Here is an 18,576-nt window from a genome sequence, read left to right as displayed (position 1 = left end):
CCATCACGAAAAGGTTGCACTGGCGCAACATTCGTGGGTGACGACGGGCTCTCAGATCCGCAGCGGATCGATTTCCAACTGCCAGCGCACACCCTTTACACGCGTGCCGACGCCTTCGAAAGTCGGCACCCACTCACTCACGAAACGTTGCAGGACGGGGCGCGAGCCCGCTTCCACCAGCATCTGGGCGCGCTCCTTGTTGAAAAGCCGCACCATCGACATCGGCACCGGGTCGTGCAGTTGCACCTCGGGCGCCAGCGGGCAGGCGTCGGCCTGTTCGCGCGCCGCCTGCAGAAACGCGAGGGCCCGCTCCAACTGGCCGTGCTCGGCCGTAATCAAGACCTGGTAGGCAAACGGGGGCAACCCGGCCTGCCGCCGCTCGCGCAGCTGGCTGGCCGCGAATCCATCATAGTCATGGCGCGCCAGCGCCTGCAATGCGGGGGCGTCCGGGTAGCGCGTCTGGATCATCACTTCGCCGCCCAGCCCCGCCCTGCCCGCCCGGCCCGACACCTGCATCAGCGACGCGAAGAGATGCTCGGCCGCGCGGAAGTCGTGGCTGAACATTGCGGCATCGGGGTGGACGATACCCACCAGCGTCACGCGCTGGAAGTCGTGTCCTTTGGCCACCATCTGCGTGCCGACCAGGATATCGACCTCGCCCGCATGCACCTCGTCGAACATCGCCTGGGCGCTGCCCTTGCGGCGCGTGGAGTCGGCATCGATCCGGGCGATGCGCGCCTGCGGAAAGCGCGCGGCCAGGGCTTCCTCGATCCGCTGCGTACCGCGTCCGAGTGGCGCGATATCCACGTTGCCGCAGTCGGGGCAATGGTGCGGCACCGGCGATTCCAGGCCGCAGTGGTGGCAACGCAGGCGCCGCTCGGGACGATGCAGCACCAGATACGCGGAACAACGCGGACAACCGGACAGCCAGCCGCAGCTGTCGCAAGCCAGCACGGGCGCATAGCCGCGCCGGTTCAGGAACAGCAGGCTCTGCTGGCCACGATCCAGGCGCTGCTGGATGGCGTCGAGCAGCGGCACCGACAGCCCTTCGTACAGCGCCCGCTGCCGTTGACGTTCGTGGTTGAGATCGATCAGTCGCACAGCCGGCAGCGCCGCGTCGGCCTGGGCGCGCTCGCGCAGGACCAGCTTGCGATACGCGCCCTGCTCCGCCCGGTACCAGGTCTCCATCGAAGGCGTTGCGGACCCCAGCACCACGGGGATGCCAAGCTGGTTCGCGCGCCACACGGCGAGGTCGCGTGCCGAGTACCGCAGGCCTTCCTGCTGCTTGTAGGAAGTATCGTGCTCCTCATCGACCACGATCAGACGCAGGTGCGGCATCGACGCCATCACCGCCATGCGGGTGCCCAGGACGATGCGTGCCTCGCCGCGATGGGCCGCCAGCCATTGCAGGCTGCGCTCCTGGTCGGCCAGGCCGCTGTGCAGCACCGCCAGCGGCAGATGGGGAAACCGTTCGGCGATGCGCGATTGCAGTTGCGGCGTGAGATTGATCTCAGGCACCAGCATCAGCACCTGCGCCGTGGGATCGGCCGCGAGCTGCTGGGCCATGGCATGAAGATAGACTTCGGTCTTGCCGCTTCCCGTTACGCCGTGCAGGAGGAAAGCCGCGTAGCCTTGCGCCGCCGCAATGGCCTCTACCGCCAGCTGCTGCTCGGCATGCAGGGTGGGCGCCACGGACGGCGCGCGGGTCGCGTCCGTTTCCAGCAAGGGCCGGTCGACATGCATGCATTCGATCCAGCCGGCCGCGGTCCATTCGTCCAGTCGTGCCGGCGCCGCCGCGCAGAGTTCGCGGGCGTCGGCCAGGCGTACCCAGTCCTGCGTATCGATCAGGGCATCGGCCAACGCGCGAACGGTGCGCGCGCGCGGGGGGGCCGCCTCACGCAGCGTTTCGGCCTGGTCTGCGCGTACCCGGTACTGCGTGGTGCGCGCACGCTGCCCCAGACGCTCCCAGGTTTCGGACTCCCGCAGCGACGGCGGGAGCGCAGGTAGCATCACTTCCCCGAGCCGGCGATGGTAGTAGCGGGCGGCGAAGCGGGCCAACGCGATCCATTCGAGGCTCAGCGGCGGCATCCAGTCGTTTCGCTGCACAAGGGGGCGAAGCTTGTCTTCCGGGACGTCGGAGTGATCTACACGCGCGACGGCCACCCCGACCGCCTGACGCCGACCAAACGGCACCACGACCAACTCGCCCGGCGCCACCCCGTCATCGGCCAGATAGTCGAAGCAATCGTCGGCGGGGGTATCCAATGCGACACGGACGATGGCGCCCGGGGACGACTGTGGGGAAGATGCCACAAACCGGGCCTCGGCGCCGTGATGAGCGGGTTGGGCCATGTTCGAGGTCATACGCAGCCCCCCGCATGGTGCAGCCCGGGTGCGCTGATCTTGTGCACGCGCGGGATACGACGGAGCGGGGCGAATGTCTGTGTGCGGCGCAACATCAACTTAAAGTAAAACTTCAAATGTGACCCTAAGTCGATGATCCACGGATGGTTTTCCACCCCTTCCATCGACCCTGTGGATAACTTTGTTGAAAAGTCGCACCGACTTCCCGGCAAGGCGCTTGACACAAGGCTTTCATCGCCCTTGCAACCACCTTTGCAGAACATTCAAAGCCTTATGAATCAAGGACTTGCAAGCACCCCCCAACTGAGTTAAGGGGTTACCCGCTCGTGCAGTGCCGCAAACCTATCGGTGTGCATAAGTCAAGCCTTGACAGCAAGCCCCTGGCACCTTTTTGGCGAAATATCGCTAAATAGTTTACTTGACAGGACGCGCGCTGCGCCTGCCGCGACACTGCGGGGCAGATACGCATCACATCGTTGCGTCGCGAGGTAACTGCCTGGTCAGGCGGCAGGTGCAACCTCTGCGCTGCGCAGCTTACGGCTGTAGCTGTGCACTTCGTCTACCAGCACGGAGACGTTTTCCGGTGGCGTGAACTGCGAAATGCCATGTCCGAGGTTGAAGACATGGCCATCGCTGCCGCCGGCTGCCGCGTAGCTGTCGAGCACGCCGCGCACCTGATCGCGGATTGCCGCTTCCGGCGCAAACAGTACGGTGGGATCGATGTTGCCCTGGAGCGCAACCTTGCCCTCTGTGCGACGGCGCGCCTGGGTCAGGTTGACCGTCCAGTCCAGCCCGATCGCATCGGGCCCGATCGCCGCGATCTGCTCCAGCCAGATGCCGCCGCTCTTCGTGAACACGATGACCGGAATCTGGTGGCCGTTGTGCTCGCGCTTCAGACCCTGCAACACACGCCGCATATAGGCGAGCGAGAAGGTCTGGTACATGCCGTCGGCTAGCGCGCCGCCCCAGGTGTCGAACACCATCACGGCCTGCGCGCCAGCGTCGATCTGGGCGTTCAGGTAAGCGGAAACGGCTTGCGCGTTGATTTCCAGGATCCGGTGCATCAGGTCGGGCCGACCGTACATCATGGCCTTGACGGTGCGGAAGTCGTCCGAACCGCCGCCCTCGACCATATAGCAGGCCAGCGTCCACGGGCTGCCCGAGAATCCGATCAGCGGCACGCGCTGGGCGCCATCCTGCACCAGGGCACGGCGGATTTCGCTGACCGCGTCGAAGACGTACTGCAGCGACGACATGTCCGGCACGGCCAGCTTGGCCACGTCGGCTTCGGTGCGCAGCGGGTGGGCAAAGCGCGGGCCCTCGCCCTGGGCAAACGACAGGCCCAGGCCCATGGCGTCTGGAACGGTCAGGATGTCCGAGAACAGGATCGCGGCATCGAGCGGATAACGGTCCAGCGGCTGCAGCGTAACTTCCGTGGCATACGCCGGGTTCTTCGCCAGCCCCAGGAAGCTGCCGGCGCGTGCGCGCGTGGCGTTGTACTCGGGCAGATAGCGGCCAGCCTGACGCATCAGCCAGAGCGGCGTGTATTCGGTGGGTTGCCGGCGCAGCGCGCGCAGGAAGGTGTCGTTCTGCAGTACGGTCATGGTCATCCTCGTAAGACCGCCATTCTACGGGAACGCCGACCCCACCTGCCGCTCCGAGGACTGATGGCCGTCATATCCGCCGCAGCTTCCGGCACGCGTATTTCAGATTTCGTCGAACGCGGCGACAAAGGCCTGCGCCGCGCGCCGCATCCATTCGCGCGCTCGCGGCGCATCGGGCTGGAGCCGCGCGAAACCGTGCGTCATGCCGCTGGCCTCGATCGTGACTACGGGCGCATCGTGGCGCACCAGGAAATCGGCGTACGCCAGGCCATCGTCGCGCAGCACGTCGTTGGAAGCCACGATGACCACGCTGGCCGGCGGCAGATGGCGCGGCGGCGTGGCCATCAGGTGAATGCGCGGGTCGGTATGCGCGGCGCCAAGCGCCAGGGCATCGGCGCCGATGTACTGGGTCCAGAACCATGCCATTTCGTCGCGGGTCAGGCCTGGGCCATCGGCAAAGGCCCGGTAGCTCTCGGTCGTCAGCACAGGCGCGGCTACGGGGTAGATCAGCAACTGGGCGTTGACCACGTGACGGCCGGCAGCCTCGTTAAGATGCCGGGCCGCAACCGCGGCCAGGTGGCCTCCCGCGCTGTCACCGGCGACAGCCAGGAACTCCGGCGCGAAGCCCAGGCGTTCGCGTGCATCGGCAAGCCACTGGACCGCTGCGATGGCGTCGTCGCAGGGCTGGGGAAATGCATGCTCAGGCGCCAGCCGATAGTCGACGCTGGCCACTGCGCAGCCCGTATCGGCGGCCAGCAGTACTGCCACCGTGTGGTGCGTGTCAGGCGAGCCGACGACCCAGCCGCCCCCGTGAAAATAGACGATCAGGCGTGGGCGGTCGGCATCCACGGGTCGGAACAGCCGCACGGGCAGCACCGCGCCACCCACTGGCAGCCCGATCTCGGTGATCGCAAGCCCATCGGGGTCCGGCAGCTGCGAGCGCGCGGCCACGTCCTCGAAACGCGCACGGCGTTCGATGGGACTCTGGGCAGGGGGTTGGCCGGCATACACTTCCGCCATCCGGCGGTAATAGTCTTGCAACTGGGGATCGATGGCCATGGCGGGGAAATCTAGGGGAATGACGAACGTGCGCCAGTGTAGCGGCAGCGACGCCTACGCCGGGGTCTCTTTGATAGCGTCTGAATGTGCACTTGGAACCGTTTCGAATCGTAACGCTGAATGCGCCAGCGAACACAATATTCACGGATGCATTTCGGACATCCCTCGAAAGTGGGGAGCGTATTAAGCGTCAGCCGAAAAAACGTAATGCATTCAGTACACTACGCTCACAATGTCTTAACATTATCGACTAAAGAAATTGCCAGGCGGTGTCGTGAAAACGCTTTCAAAAACGAATAAAAGTGTTCAAAACGCCGGATTTCTCGGTCGCGGGCTTTCATCTTCTTGCAAAAGGATACATTTTGTTACTGCCATCCCAAGAAGTTTCCCCCACAATGCATTGACAGACCTGAGCTTGGTGTGAGGCACCCCCGCCGCTAAAGCCTTGAAAAATGAGGGGTGTGGAAGAAAGCCTGAGCAGTTCCCCGATTTATCCGGACCAGCCGAGCAACATCGACTGATCCGGACACCAGGAAGACCTGTAGCGCGCGGCTTGAGGTTCCGATGATTGGAAACTCGCCGATAATGCGGACAAGAAGTTCCGCTGCGCTTGTAAGTGAAACCTGGACCGAACCCGTTCCTTCGAATTGACCCCTCGAAGGGATTTTCCCGTCCGCGCGGAGCCTCCCCGGCCCGCGCGCTTTTTTTTGTGGTCCAGGCAACGAAATATAGCGTCCGGAAGAAAAAAAGGCAGCCGATTGGCTGCCTTTTTCATTTGCCACGCCGAAAAAACAACAGCGTGGCGACTGCAGGGAGTTGCTTACTTCTTACGACGCAGACGGGCGATAGCAGCCAGTTGTGCTGCGGCCACGGCCAGCTCGCTTTGGGCGCGAGCGAGGTCGAGATCGCTGCTCTGGTTCTGCATCAATTCCTCTGCGGCGCGCTTGGCTTCCTGCGCCTTGGCTTCGTCCAGGTCGCTGCCGCGGATGGCGGTGTCGGCCAGGACAGTCACGTGCTGAGGCTGCACTTCAAGAATGCCGCCAGCAACGAACACGAATTCCTCGCTGCCGTCTTCCTTCTCGATGCGCACCGCACCCGGCTGGATGCGGGTGATCAGCGGCGTGTGGCCCGGCAGAATACCCAGCTCACCCGTCTCGCCCGGCAGCGCCACGAATTTCGCCTGACCGGAGAAGATCGACGATTCCGCGCTGACGACGTCTACAAGAATGGTTGCCATATAAGATCCTTTCTCCAGAAAGCGTTGGCTTCCCGCAAATCAGGAAGCACGGTCTTCGCCTTCGCGCCGGCCGCGGCCGCGTGCCGGAGCACGGCGGCCACCTGTTGGCGCAAAGGCGAAAGACGCCGCTTACTGAAGCTTCTTGGCCTTCTCGAAGGCTTCGTCGATCGAACCGACCATGTAGAAGGCCTGTTCCGGCAGGTGATCGCACTCGCCATCCACCAGCATCTTGAAACCACGGATGGTTTCCTTCAGCGGCACGTACTTGCCCGGCGAACCCGTGAACACTTCGGCCACGTGGAACGGCTGCGACAGGAAACGCTGGATCTTACGAGCGCGCGACACGGCCAGCTTGTCTTCCGGCGACAGTTCGTCCATGCCCAGAATCGCGATGATGTCTCGCAGTTCCTTGTAACGCTGCAGGGTCTGCTGAACGCGGCGGGCCACTTCGTAATGCTCCGTGCCCACGACTTGCGGATCCAGCTGGCGCGAGGTCGAGTCGAGCGGGTCGACGGCCGGGTAGATACCCAGCGCGGCGATGTCACGCGACAGCACGACGGTCGAGTCCAGGTGCAGGAAGGTCGTAGCTGGCGACGGGTCGGTCAAGTCATCGGCAGGCACGTACACGGCCTGGATCGACGTGATCGAGCCAGTCTTCGTCGACGTGATACGTTCCTGCAGCTTGCCCATTTCTTCAGCCAGCGTCGGCTGATAGCCCACGGCGGAAGGCATACGGCCCAGCAGTGCCGACACTTCCGTACCAGCCAGCGTGTAGCGGTAGATGTTGTCGACGAAGAACAGGATGTCGCGGCCTTCGTCGCGGAAACGCTCGGCCATCGTCAGGCCGGTCAGCGCCACGCGCAGACGGTTGCCCGGCGGCTCGTTCATCTGGCCGAACACCATGGCCACCTTGTCGAGCACGTTCGAGTCCTTCATTTCGTGGTAGAAGTCGTTCCCTTCACGGGTACGCTCGCCCACGCCGGCAAACACCGACAGACCGCTGTGCTGCTTGGCGATGTTGTTGATGAGCTCCATCATGTTCACGGTCTTGCCGACGCCGGCGCCACCGAACAGGCCCACCTTGCCGCCCTTTGCGAACGGGCACACCAGGTCGATCACCTTGATGCCGGTTTCCAGCAGGTCAACCGAGGGCGACAGTTCGTCGAACTTCGGTGCCTTCTGGTGAATCGCGCGCTTTTCATCAGCGGCGATCGGGCCGGCTTCGTCGATCGGGCGACCCAGCACGTCCATGATGCGGCCCAGCGTACCGTGGCCAACCGGCACGGAGATGGGGGCGCCGGTGCTCTTCACCGACATGCCACGGCGCAGGCCGTCCGACGAACCCAGGGCGATGGTACGCACCACGCCGTCACCGAGCTGTTGCTGCACTTCGAAGGTCAGACCCTTCTCGGCGAACGACTTGTCGTTGCCCTCTTCGAGCACGAGTGCGTCGTACACCTTCGGCATTGCGTCGCGCGGGAACTCGATGTCCACCACGGCGCCAATGCACTGCACAATATTTCCGATACTCATTTCGTATCTCCGATAGCTTGAATTCTTGACGCCTTAGACCGCAGCTGCGCCGCTGACGATTTCCGACAGTTCCTTCGTGATCGCTGCCTGGCGGGTCTTGTTGTAGACCAGCTGCAGTTCACCAATCACGTTCTTGGCGTTGTCGGAAGCCGCCTTCATGGCCACCATGCGTGCGGATTGCTCCGACGCCATGTTCTCGGCCACGGCCTGGTACACCAGCGCCTCGACGTAGCGGACGAGCAGCTCTTCCACAACCGTCTGGGCGTCGGGCTCGTAGATGTAATCCCACGAGTAGGCGCGCTTTTCATCTTCGGTCTGGCTCAGCTTGTCTGCGGCCAGCGGCAGCAGTTGCTCGACCATCGGCTCCTGCTTCATCGTGTTGATGAACCGGGTATAAGCCAGGTACACCGCGTCGACTTCGCCGTTGGTAAAGGCATCCAGCTGGACCTTGATCGCGCCGATCAGCTTTTCCAGATGCGGGGTGTCACCGAGGTGCACCACGTTCGAGACCACCTTGGCGCCGATGCGACCCAGGAACTGCATGCCCTTGGTACCGATCGCGGTCGCTTGCACGTCCACGCCGCGGTTCTGCAGGGTCTTCAGTTCATTGGTCACGGCTCGCAGCACGTTTGTATTCATGCCGCCGCACAGACCCTTGTCGGTCGTCACCACGATCATGCCGACGCGCTTTACATCGCGTGCCACCATGAAGGGGTGCTTGAACTCGGGGTTGGCGGTGGCCAGGTGCGCTGCGATATTGCGCACTTTCTCAGCGTACGGACGGGCGTTGCGCATCCGTTCCTGCGCCTTGCGCATCTTGGATGCGGCGACCATTTCCATCGCCTTGGTGATCTTTCGCGTGTTCTGCACGCTCTTGATCTTGGTTCGAATCTCTTTCGTTCCGGCCATATCTTTCCTCTCCATTCGTGCCGCGCCGCATGCCTTGCGGCAGCTACGGCGCGGTCCGTGGAATCACGCGGTTAGAACGCGGCGGACTTCCTGAAATCCTCGATCGCTGCACGCAGGGCGGCTTCGTCGTCCTTCGACAGATCCTTGGTATCTTCGATGCGGTTGACGAGGTCGGCGAACTTGGTCTTCAGATGGTCGTGCAGGCCCTTTTCGAACGGCAGGATGTCCTTCACGTCGACGTTGTCGAGGAAACCATTGTTCGCGGCATACAGCGACGCGGCCAGTTGCCACACCTGCAGCGGCTGGTATTGCGGCTGCTTCAGCAGTTCCGTCACGCGGCGGCCGCGCTCCAGCTGCTTGCGGGTGGCATCGTCCAGGTCCGAGGCGAACTGCGCGAACGCAGCCAGTTCACGGTACTGGGCCAGGTCGGTACGGATACCGCCGGACAGCTTCTTGATGACCTTCGTCTGTGCAGCACCACCCACGCGCGACACCGAAATACCGGCGTTGATAGCGGGGCGGATACCGGCGTTGAACAGGTCGGTTTCCAGGAAGATCTGACCGTCGGTAATCGAGATCACGTTGGTCGGAACGAACGCGGACACGTCGCCGGCCTGCGTTTCGATCACGGGCAGCGCGGTCAGCGAACCGGTCTTGCCGGTGACGGCGCCGTTCGTGAACTTGGCCACGTAGTCTTCGTTCACGCGGGCTGCGCGCTCCAGCAGACGCGAGTGCAGGTAGAACACGTCACCCGGGTAGGCTTCACGGCCCGGCGGGCGGCGCAGCAGCAGCGACACCTGGCGGTAGGCCCAGGCTTGCTTGGTCAGGTCGTCATAAACGATCAGCGCGTCTTCGCCGCGGTCGCGGAAGTATTCGCCCATCGTGCAGCCGGCGTAGGCAGCCAGATACTGCATGGCGGCCGAGTCGGAGGCCGATGCGGCCACGACGATCGTGTATTCCATGGCGCCGTGCTCTTCGAGCTTGCGCACAACGTTCGAGATCGTCGAAGCCTTCTGGCCGATTGCCACGTACACGCAGAAGACGCCCTTGCCCTTCTGGTTGATGATGGCATCGACAGCCACGGCGGTCTTGCCGGTCTGGCGGTCGCCAATGATCAGCTCGCGCTGGCCACGGCCGATCGGCACCATCGCGTCGATCGACTTCAGGCCGGTCTGGACCGGCTGGCTCACCGACTGACGTGCGATCACGCCCGGTGCCACCTTCTCGATCACGTCCGTTTCCTTGGCGTTGATCGGGCCCTTGCCGTCGATCGGCTGACCCAGCGTGTTGACCACGCGGCCCAGCAGTTCCTTACCAACCGGCACTTCCAGAATGCGGCCGGTGCACTTGACCGTATCGCCTTCCGAAATGTGTTCGTAATCGCCCAGCACCACGGCACCCACCGAGTCACGCTCGAGGTTCAGTGCCAGGCCAAACGTGTTACCCGGGAATTCCAGCATCTCGCCCTGCATCACGCCGGACAGGCCATGCACGCGGCAGATACCATCGGTCACGGAAATCACCGTGCCGGTGTTGCGCACTTCAGCGTCGGCGCCAAGACCCGAGATGCGGGACTTGATCAGCTCGCTGATTTCTGAGGGGTTCAGTTGCATCACAATGCTCCTAATTCTTCAATCCGTCGGCCGTTGCGGTCAGGCGGTCAGCGTGGCTTGCATGGCAGCCAGGCGCGCGCGCACGGAGGTGTCGAGCACTTCGTCGCCGACCTTGACGCTCACGCCGCCAATCAGCGACGGGTCCACCGCCACCTTTGCGTACAGCTTGCGACCGAACTTGCGTTCGAGTGCGGCGACCAGTTCCTTCGTCTGCGAATCGTCCAGCGGGAATGCGCTGGTGATCTCGACGTCGGACGAACCCTCGCGGGCATTCTTGAGCGCATGGAACTGTTCGGCGACTTCCGGCAGCACCGTCAGGCGGTTGTTCTCCACCAGCAGGTTGACGAAGCGACGGGCTTCATCGTTCACCGGGCTCTTCAGCACCGAGAGGAACAATTCCTGGAGCTTGTCGCCCGGGACGTTCGGATCGGTGGCGAGCGCCTGCATGTCGGGGTTGGCGGCAATCAGCCCCATCTCCGACACCAGTTCAGACCATGCACCCAGGTTGCCTGCACCGGCTTCGCTCGCGACGCGGAACAGCGCCTCAGCGTAGGGACGGGCAATGGTTGCGGTTTCAGCCATGATTAGAGCTCAGCCTTGAGTTGATTGAGCAGGTCTGCATGCACCTGCGCGTTCACTTCACGCTTGAGGATCTGCTCTGCACCCTTCACGGCAAGCACGGCGACCTGGTCGCGCAGCGTTTCGCGGGCGCGGGTCACTTGCTGCTCTGCCTCGGCCTTGGCCTGGGCGATGATGCGTGCGGCTTCTGCCTGGGCGTTCTGCTTGATCTCGTCAGCGGCGGCCTGGGCGCGCTTCTCAGCGTCGGCCACGCGTTGTGCGCCTTCGGTGCGGGCTTCGGCCATGGCCTGGTCCACACGCTTGTTGGCGAGTTCAAGCTCCGCCTTGCCCTTTTCGGCAGCGGCGAGGCCATCGGCGATCTTCTTTGCGCGTTCGTCGAGCGCCTTCACCAGCGGCGGCCAAATGAATTTGGCAACAACCCACCACAGGATGAAGAACACGACCATCTGCGCAAAAAACGTTGCGTTCAGATTCATGGTGTGTTCCTTTCGGTAATCAAACTACAGATAAATGCACAAGGGCGGCCAGGCCATCGGACTGAGGCCTGCGCCGCCCGTCAGCATCATGCAGACCGAAAAGACTTACTGAATGACCGACAGCAGCGGGTTGGCGAAGGCGAACAGCATTGCAACACCCACACCGATCAGGAATGCAGCGTCGATCAGGCCAGCCAGCAGGAACATCTTGGTTTGCAGCGGGTTCATCAGTTCGGGCTGACGTGCGCAGGCTTCGATGTACTTGCCACCCATCAGGGCGATACCCAGGCAGGCGCCGATAGCGCCCAGACCGATGATGATGCCGATACCGATTGCGGTCAGACCCTGGATGTTGGCGAGATATGCTTGCATGATGACTCCTTTAATTTAGAGAGACTTAGAACCAAAAAACCAAAAAACGAAGAACCGGAAAATCAGTGGTGATCGTGAGCCTGGCCGATGTACACCAGCGTCAGCATCATGAAAATGAATGCCTGGAGCAGTACGATCAGAATGTGGAAGATGGCCCATACGGTGCCGGCAACCACGTGCCCGATGAAGCCCAGTGCCGAGAGGTCGGCGCTGAACGTCCAGATGGAACCCAGCAGCGCGATCAGCAGGAACACCAGTTCGCCGGCGTACATGTTGCCGAACAACCGCATGCCCAGCGACACGGCCTTGGCCAGGAATTCAATGATGTTCAGGATCAGGTTGAACGGGGCCAGGTACCACTTTGCGCCGAACGGGGCCGAGAACAGCTCGTGCATGAAGCCGCCCGCGCCCTTGATCTTGAAGCTGTAGTAGATCATCAGCACCAGAACCGAGCACGACATGCCCAGCGTGCCGTTCAGGTCGGCCGTGGCCACCGCGCGGTGGTGCGGAAGATGGATGTGGAAGATGCCCAGCACGTTGTTCAGGCCGGTGACCCAGTCCACGGGGATCAAGTCGATCGCGTTCATCATGGTGATCCAGCAGAACACCATCAGCGCCAGCGGAGCGATCCACGAGCGGTCGCCGTGGATGATGCCCTTGGCCTGGTCGTCGACCATCTCGACGATCATTTCCACGAAGGCCTGGAAGCGGCCCGGTACGCCAGCCGTGACACGGCGCGCGGCCATGTACAGGAACAGCACGGCGATGAAGCCGCACAGCACCGACCAGAACACGGTGTCGTAGTTGAGGACACTGAAATCGACGACGGAATGCTGCTTGCCGCCGACCGAATTAAAGTTCTGCAGGTGTTCGGCGATATAGCCTGAGGGTGTGAGCGTGTGCCCAGCGCCTTGAGTAGCTTCAGCTGACATGTCGAAACGATCGGTATATTGCGAAATCTTTGTTTCCGGCAACCGCTTTGGCGGTCGCCCGGTATGCGTCTTGCTTTAGCCTTCGGTCACATGACCGGTCACCGCCTGGGCAAGCCCGCGCTATTGTTCTGGGCAAAACCTTACTCACGCAGCACTTCACGGTTGTGACGCCCTGCGCGTAAAACCACTTGATATTCCGGATGGGTGCCTCATCTGAGACCGAACCCCACGCCGTGGCTCTGCTTCATGCATTGCCAAGGGCGACGGGATCCGCGTATCTCCGCCTAGCGGACCGCGAGCGCCACCCAATAAGTCTTGAGCGCCAACAGGAACGTGACCAGCATCGGCACCCAGCGCAGATCCCGGTACAGCACGATCACCAGCACCAGCAGTGCCATCGTGCCGAAGACCTTGATCGCTTCGCCGGCCACCAGGCCGCCGACCGACGGCTGCTTGCGCGACATATACAGACGCAGCGCAAAGAAGCCGCTGGGGACGAAACACGCCATGCCGCCGAAGAAGGCCGACCAGCCCGACGGTGCATGCGCTTGCGCGAACACCGCCCAGGCAGTAGCGGACAACAGCGTCACGATGACCTGCGCCAGCACGACCTTTCCCGGCGTCATGCGCGACGGACGCAATGCGCGCTCGCCAAGCAGCTTCACCGCTTCGGCATGCGACAGCGGATCGACAGCTTCATCTTCGCGCGCGGCGCTATCATCCCAGTCATCACGCCAACCATCGTCTCGATGATTGCCGCGGGATGCCATACCGGCTTGCGATTTTTCCTGCTGACGGTCTCGTACCACCACCTGCCTAGCCTCGTTCCAGGCCGGAACTTTTTCGCGTCCGGCCAGAATTCAAACCGCACGATTCTATTAGCAATCGCCGACACGCGTCAATCTGCTTTCAGTTAGCTTGCAGTGAATTTCGCACAACGGTTGCTATCACGCGTTCATGATGGATGGTGCGAAATTGCGCGCCAATGATGCGTAACGTAATTGGATTGCGCCCGCCATCGCGCGCATGATGGCGAATCGGCCATCGTTAGCGCCGCTTAGGGCGTGCATTCCGAAAGGTCATCGGCTGGAGGCCGTGCGGTTATCGCGCAGATTCATGCCACGACACGGTGCATGAGCGGCGGGCTGTCGCGTGATACCGACAGCCCGACAATTTCATCGGTAAAACGATTGCCGTATACCGGGTAAACGTATAGAGGAGCCTACGTCTGGCGGCGTTTGCCGCTATCAGGCGCTGGCGGCCGGTTCGCGAAGACGGATCAACACGCCATCGAGCGCGTCGTTGCTGGTGAAGTGGATGGTCAACTGACCTTTGCCGCGTGCACCGAGCTTGATCTGCACCGCCAGCCCCAGCGTGTCCGACAGTTCCTCTTCGAGCCGCGCCACATCGCGTGTGCCGTTGCCCTGCTTCTGCTTGAGCGACTTCAGGTCGAACGGCTTCAGCGTCGACGCGACGAGTTTCTCGGTTTCGCGGACCGACAGCCGCTTGTTGACGATCTGGTTGGCCAGCGTGATCTGGTTGGCGCCGTCCACGGCCAGCAACGCACGCGCGTGCCCCATGTCGAGATCGCCGGCCATCAGCATGGTCTGCACCGGCGACGCGAGGTTCAGCAATCGCAGCAGGTTCGATACCGCACTGCGCGAGCGGCCCACCGACTCGGCCGCCTGTTCGTGCGTGAAGCTGAATTCCCGGATCAAACGCATGATGCCCTGCGCCTCTTCCAGCGGGTTCAGGTCTTCGCGCTGGATGTTCTCGATCAGCGCCATCGCGGCGGCGGCCTGGTCGGGCACGTCCTTGACCAGCACCGGCACCTTGTCCAGCCCCGCCAGCTTCGAGGCGCGGAATCGGCGTTCGCCGGCGATGATCTCGTACCGATCGGGTTCGGCCACGCGGCGCACCAGGATCGGTTGCATCAGGCCCTGCGCGCGGATGCTCGCCGCCAGTTCCTGCAGCGCGCCTTCGTCCATGCGGGTGCGCGGCTGGTACTTGCCCGGCTGGAGCTGATTGACGCCCAGTACCGACGGCGAACCTTCCTGCTTCGCGGTTTCGACAATCTCGGCGGGCCCGCCGAGCAGTGCTTCCAGTCCCCGGCCCAGACCCTTCTTCTTAGCGGTCACCATGCTCGCCACCCTTCCCTGTCTGTTCGTGCCGCTCAACCGAGCTGGCGTACGCGCGCAATCATTTCCGCGCCGAAATCGAGATACGCTTTGGCGCCCTTCGAGGACGCATCGAATGCCACGCCCGGCATGCCATATGACGGCGCCTCGGCCAGCCGCACATTGCGCGGAATCACGGTCTTGAATACTTTTTCCGCGAAGTGGGCCTCCAGCTGCGCCGACACCTGCTGCTGCAGCGTCACGCGCGGGTCGAACATCACCCGCAGCAAGCCGATCACCTTGAGTTCGCGATTCAGGTTGGCATGCACCTGCTTGATCGTGTTGACCAGGTCGGACAGCCCTTCCAGCGCGAAGTATTCGCACTGCATCGGCACGATCACGCCATGCGCGGCACACAGGCCGTTCAACGTCAGCAGCGACAGCGACGGCGGGCAGTCGATCAGCACGAAGTCATACTGGTCGTCCACTTCGGCCAGCGCCTGCTTGAGGCGCCGCTCGCGCTGGTCAAGCTCCACCAGCTCGACTTCGGCACCGGCCAGTTCGCGATTGGCCGGCAGCACGTCGTAGCGGCCCGACTCGGACCGACGGGTTGCCTGCTGCACGGATGCCAGGCCCACCAGCACCTGGTACACACTATGTTCCAGCGACTGCTTGTCGATACCCGAACCCATCGAGGCATTGCCCTGGGGGTCCAGGTCGACCAGCAGCACGCGCTGCTCCTGCGCGGCCAGACCGGCGGCCAGATTCACCGTAGTGGTGGTCTTGCCGACGCCGCCCTTCTGGTTTGCAATCACGAATACCTTGGCCATATGCGCTTGCAGCTCCCTGTGCGTGTCTTCGTATTCATACGACGAATAACACTTACCAAATTCTAAACCAGCGAATTCAACGCCGCGATAGCACTACGAGATGCCGTTCCGCATCCAAGCCTGGAACGACCAGTTTCGGCACCGATTCCACCTGCCATGTCTGCATCAACCCGGCGGCTTCCATCCGGTCGATCTCGGCCTGGGGATAAACACCCTTCATGGCGAGCAGCTTGGCGCCCGGCGCCAGCAGGTGCCCGGACAGGTTCACAAAGTCCGTCAGCTCCGCAAATGCGCGCGACGTAATCACCGCATAGCCATTGGCATCCTCGATCTTTTCCACCGGGCCCCAGTGGGCTGCGGCGTTGGTCAGGTGCAGTTGTGCGCGACACTGCGTCAGGAACGCCGTCTTCTTCTGAACGATATCCACCATCAGCACCGAAACATCGGGACAAGTGATGGCCAGCGGCATGCCCGGCATGCCGCCCCCCGAGCCCACGTCCAGCACCCTGCCCCGCGCCGCGTCAGGTACGGCGGAGCTGCGCGCGGCTTCGGCCAGCGCAGGAACCGCCGCCAGCGAATCGAGCATGTGGTGGGTCAGCATCTCGTCGGGATGACGGATCGCGGTGAGGTTGTAGACGCTGTTCCACTTGCGGAGCAGCGTCAGGTACGCAAACAGCGTCTCGATCTGGGCAGTCGCCAGTGCCAGGCCGATGGCTCCGAGCCCGGCCTCCAGGCGCTGGCGCTGGGCGGCCTCGTCGACCACGGTGTATCGGAAGCCACCCACTCAGGCAGCCTCCTGACCGTCACCGGCCTTACCGTTCGTCTGCGCTGTACGCCCCATGCCCTTCTTCTTCAGATGGACCAGCAGCAGCGAGATCGCCGCCGGCGTGATGCCTGAAATCCGCGACGCCTGGCCCAGCGTTTCCGGACGGTGCTGATTCAGCTTCTGGCTGACCTCGAATCCCAGGCCACGGACCTCGGTGTAGTCGAAGTCCAGCGGGAGCTTGGTAGCCTCGTTGGCACCGAGCTTGTCTACCTCGGCAGCCTGCCGCGCGATGTAGCCGTGGTATTTGATGCCGATCTCGATCTGCTCGCGGATCTGCTCGGCCAGCATGGCATCGTCGGCAAGCGGCGTTTCCGGTGCGTAGCGACCGTCCTGCAGGGCTACCAGTGCCTCGTAGCGGACTTCCGGACGACGCAGCAGATCGGCCAGCGAGTATTCACGCTCGATCGCCTTGCCGAGCAGCGGGACGGCGTCGGCTTCCGGCAGCAGCGTCGGATTGACCCACGTCGATTTCAGGCGCTCTGTTTCACGTGAAACAGCGTCACGCTTGCGGTTGAATGCATCCCAGCGTACATCGTCCACGACGCCAAGTTCGCGGCCGACTTCGGTCAGGCGCATGTCGGCGTTGTCCTCGCGCAGGCTCAGGCGGAATTCGGCGCGGCTCGTGAACATCCGGTACGGCTCGGTTACGCCCCGGGTGATCAGGTCATCGACCAGCACACCCAGGTATGCCTGGTCGCGGCGCGGGGTCCAGGCGTCGCGCTCGCGCACGAAACATCCCGCATTGATACCCGCCAGCAGCCCTTGCGCTGCGGCCTCTTCATAGCCGGTCGTGCCGTTGATCTGACCGGCGAAGAACAGTCCCTGGATGGCCTTGCTCTCCAGCGATGCCTTCAGGCCGCGCGGGTCGAAGTAGTCGTACTCGATGGCATAGCCTGGGCGCAGGATGTGCGCGTTCTCCATACCTCGGATCGAATGCACGAGGTCCAACTGCACATCGAACGGCAGGCTTGTGGAGATGCCGTTCGGGTAGAACTCGTTGGTGGTCAACCCTTCTGGCTCAAGGAAAATCTGATGGCTTTCCTTGCCCGAGAAGCGGTGAATCTTGTCCTCGATGCTTGGGCAGTAGCGCGGCCCTACCCCTTCGATGACGCCGGTGTACATCGGCGAGCGATCGAGACCGCCCCGAATGATGTCGTGGGTACGGCTGTTGGTATGCGTGATCCAGCACGGCAACTGCTGGGGATGCTGCTCAGGGCGGCCCAGGAACGAGAATACCGGCACCGGGTCCAGGTCGCCGGGCTGCTCTTCCATGACGGAAAAATCGATGGTCCGGCCATCGATACGCGGCGGCGTACCTGTCTTCAGCCGACCCTGCGGCAGCTTCAATTCCTTCAGGCGTGCCGACAGCGATACGGCTGCCGGATCGCCCGCACGGCCGCCGGTGTAGTTATCCAGCCCCACGTGGATCTTGCCGTCGAGGAACGTCCCCGCCGTCAGCACTACAGCCCGGGCGCGGAAGTCGATGCCTGCCTGGGTACGGGCACCCACCACGCGGTCGCCCTCCACTATCAGGTCATCGACTGCCTGCTGGAACAGCATCAGGTTCGGCTGGTTTTCCAGGCGAGTCCGGATCGCCTTACGGTACAGCACACGGTCGGCCTGCGCCCGCGTAGCCCGCACGGCGGGGCCCTTGCTGGAGTTAAGGATGCGGAACTGGATACCGGCCTCGTCCGTGGCTGCGGCCATCGCACCGCCCATGGCATCCACTTCCTTCACCAGATGCCCCTTGCCAATGCCGCCGATCGACGGATTGCAACTCATCTGCCCCAACGTCTCGATGTTGTGCGAGAGCAGCAGCGTCTGGCAGCCCATGCGCGCGGCGGCGAGGGCAGCTTCGGTGCCGGCGTGACCACCGCCGACGACAATGACGTCGAATTCTTTCGGGTAAAGCATGGGACACCTCCTCCGGGAGGCTGGGCGGGAAAATTCGGGATGTCGAATTATAGCGGCATTCGTTGGGCGGACTCTGCCCTCGGCGATGTTTCACGTGAAACATGGCGCGGAAGATACTCGGCGAATGGCTAGTGTGTTCCACGTGAAACACTCGCCTTCCTCCTGTGGACAACTCGGGACAAAAAGAAAAGGCCCCGCTTGCACGGGGCCT

16 protein-coding genes are annotated in these 18,576 nt (G+C 62.9%); all 16 read right to left on the bottom strand.

Going from position 1 to position 18,576, the window contains the following annotated elements:
• Nucleotides 1-51: 51 nt before the first annotated feature.
• Nucleotides 52-2,352 (bottom strand): primosomal protein N', encoded by a 2,301-nt coding sequence (locus tag BLQ58_RS22770; RefSeq protein WP_092602400.1) that lies wholly within the window; start codon nucleotides 2,350-2,352, stop codon nucleotides 52-54.
• A gap of 512 nt (nucleotides 2,353-2,864) precedes the next feature.
• Entirely contained in the window at nucleotides 2,865-3,968 is a 1,104-nt protein-coding gene (gene hemE / locus BLQ58_RS22765; RefSeq protein WP_092602398.1) for a uroporphyrinogen decarboxylase, read from the bottom strand.
• Between the two features lie 102 nt (nucleotides 3,969-4,070).
• A complete protein-coding gene (locus tag BLQ58_RS22760; protein ID WP_092602231.1) occupies nucleotides 4,071-5,027 on the bottom strand; it encodes an alpha/beta hydrolase in 957 nt (318 codons plus the stop codon).
• An 820-nt stretch (nucleotides 5,028-5,847) separates the two neighbouring features.
• Nucleotides 5,848-6,264 carry a F0F1 ATP synthase subunit epsilon gene (locus tag BLQ58_RS22755; RefSeq protein ID WP_029051299.1) on the bottom strand — a complete coding sequence of 139 codons (417 nt, stop codon included), beginning with the start codon at nucleotides 6,262-6,264 and terminating at the stop codon, nucleotides 5,848-5,850.
• Nucleotides 6,265-6,393: 129 nt separating this feature from the next.
• The gene (atpD, locus tag BLQ58_RS22750; RefSeq protein ID WP_029051300.1) at nucleotides 6,394-7,797 is read right to left on the bottom strand and encodes a F0F1 ATP synthase subunit beta; all 1,404 of its coding nucleotides are present in this window, start codon (nucleotides 7,795-7,797) and stop codon (nucleotides 6,394-6,396) included.
• Between the two features lie 33 nt (nucleotides 7,798-7,830).
• Entirely contained in the window at nucleotides 7,831-8,706 is an 876-nt protein-coding gene (gene atpG / locus BLQ58_RS22745) for a F0F1 ATP synthase subunit gamma (protein ID WP_029051301.1), read from the bottom strand.
• A gap of 71 nt (nucleotides 8,707-8,777) precedes the next feature.
• Nucleotides 8,778-10,319 carry a F0F1 ATP synthase subunit alpha gene (gene atpA, locus BLQ58_RS22740; protein WP_029051302.1) on the bottom strand — a complete coding sequence of 514 codons (1,542 nt, stop codon included), beginning with the start codon at nucleotides 10,317-10,319 and terminating at the stop codon, nucleotides 8,778-8,780.
• Nucleotides 10,320-10,358: 39 nt separating this feature from the next.
• Nucleotides 10,359-10,901 (bottom strand): F0F1 ATP synthase subunit delta, encoded by a 543-nt coding sequence (locus tag BLQ58_RS22735; protein WP_029051303.1) that lies wholly within the window; start codon nucleotides 10,899-10,901, stop codon nucleotides 10,359-10,361.
• A gap of 2 nt (nucleotides 10,902-10,903) precedes the next feature.
• The gene (locus tag BLQ58_RS22730; protein WP_029051304.1) at nucleotides 10,904-11,374 is read right to left on the bottom strand and encodes a F0F1 ATP synthase subunit B; all 471 of its coding nucleotides are present in this window, start codon (nucleotides 11,372-11,374) and stop codon (nucleotides 10,904-10,906) included.
• Between the two features lie 105 nt (nucleotides 11,375-11,479).
• The gene (atpE, locus tag BLQ58_RS22725; RefSeq protein WP_008650162.1) at nucleotides 11,480-11,746 is read right to left on the bottom strand and encodes a F0F1 ATP synthase subunit C; all 267 of its coding nucleotides are present in this window, start codon (nucleotides 11,744-11,746) and stop codon (nucleotides 11,480-11,482) included.
• A 62-nt stretch (nucleotides 11,747-11,808) separates the two neighbouring features.
• The gene (atpB, locus tag BLQ58_RS22720) at nucleotides 11,809-12,678 is read right to left on the bottom strand and encodes a F0F1 ATP synthase subunit A (RefSeq protein ID WP_029051305.1); all 870 of its coding nucleotides are present in this window, start codon (nucleotides 12,676-12,678) and stop codon (nucleotides 11,809-11,811) included.
• A 284-nt stretch (nucleotides 12,679-12,962) separates the two neighbouring features.
• Complete coding sequence (locus BLQ58_RS22715) at nucleotides 12,963-13,448, bottom strand: ATP synthase subunit I (RefSeq protein ID WP_092602229.1); 486 nt, start codon at nucleotides 13,446-13,448, stop codon at nucleotides 12,963-12,965.
• 477 nt (nucleotides 13,449-13,925) lie between these two features.
• Nucleotides 13,926-14,819 carry a ParB/RepB/Spo0J family partition protein gene (locus BLQ58_RS22710; RefSeq protein WP_029051307.1) on the bottom strand — a complete coding sequence of 298 codons (894 nt, stop codon included), beginning with the start codon at nucleotides 14,817-14,819 and terminating at the stop codon, nucleotides 13,926-13,928.
• Between the two features lie 32 nt (nucleotides 14,820-14,851).
• Nucleotides 14,852-15,625, bottom strand: a complete 774-nt coding sequence (locus BLQ58_RS22705) for a ParA family protein (protein ID WP_029051308.1) — start codon at nucleotides 15,623-15,625, stop codon at nucleotides 14,852-14,854.
• A gap of 76 nt (nucleotides 15,626-15,701) precedes the next feature.
• Nucleotides 15,702-16,409 carry a 16S rRNA (guanine(527)-N(7))-methyltransferase RsmG gene (gene rsmG / locus BLQ58_RS22700; protein ID WP_029051309.1) on the bottom strand — a complete coding sequence of 236 codons (708 nt, stop codon included), beginning with the start codon at nucleotides 16,407-16,409 and terminating at the stop codon, nucleotides 15,702-15,704.
• A complete protein-coding gene (gene mnmG / locus BLQ58_RS22695) occupies nucleotides 16,410-18,365 on the bottom strand; it encodes a tRNA uridine-5-carboxymethylaminomethyl(34) synthesis enzyme MnmG (protein WP_029051298.1) in 1,956 nt (651 codons plus the stop codon). It abuts the gene before it with no gap.
• Between the last annotated feature and the right edge of the window lie 211 nt (nucleotides 18,366-18,576).

The sequence above is a fragment of the Ralstonia sp. 25mfcol4.1 genome (assembly GCF_900104095.1).
Classification (GTDB): Bacteria; Pseudomonadota; Gammaproteobacteria; order Burkholderiales; family Burkholderiaceae; genus Cupriavidus.
The sequence above is the reverse complement of the archived record's forward strand: the minus strand, read 5'-3'. Positions and strand labels throughout refer to the sequence as shown.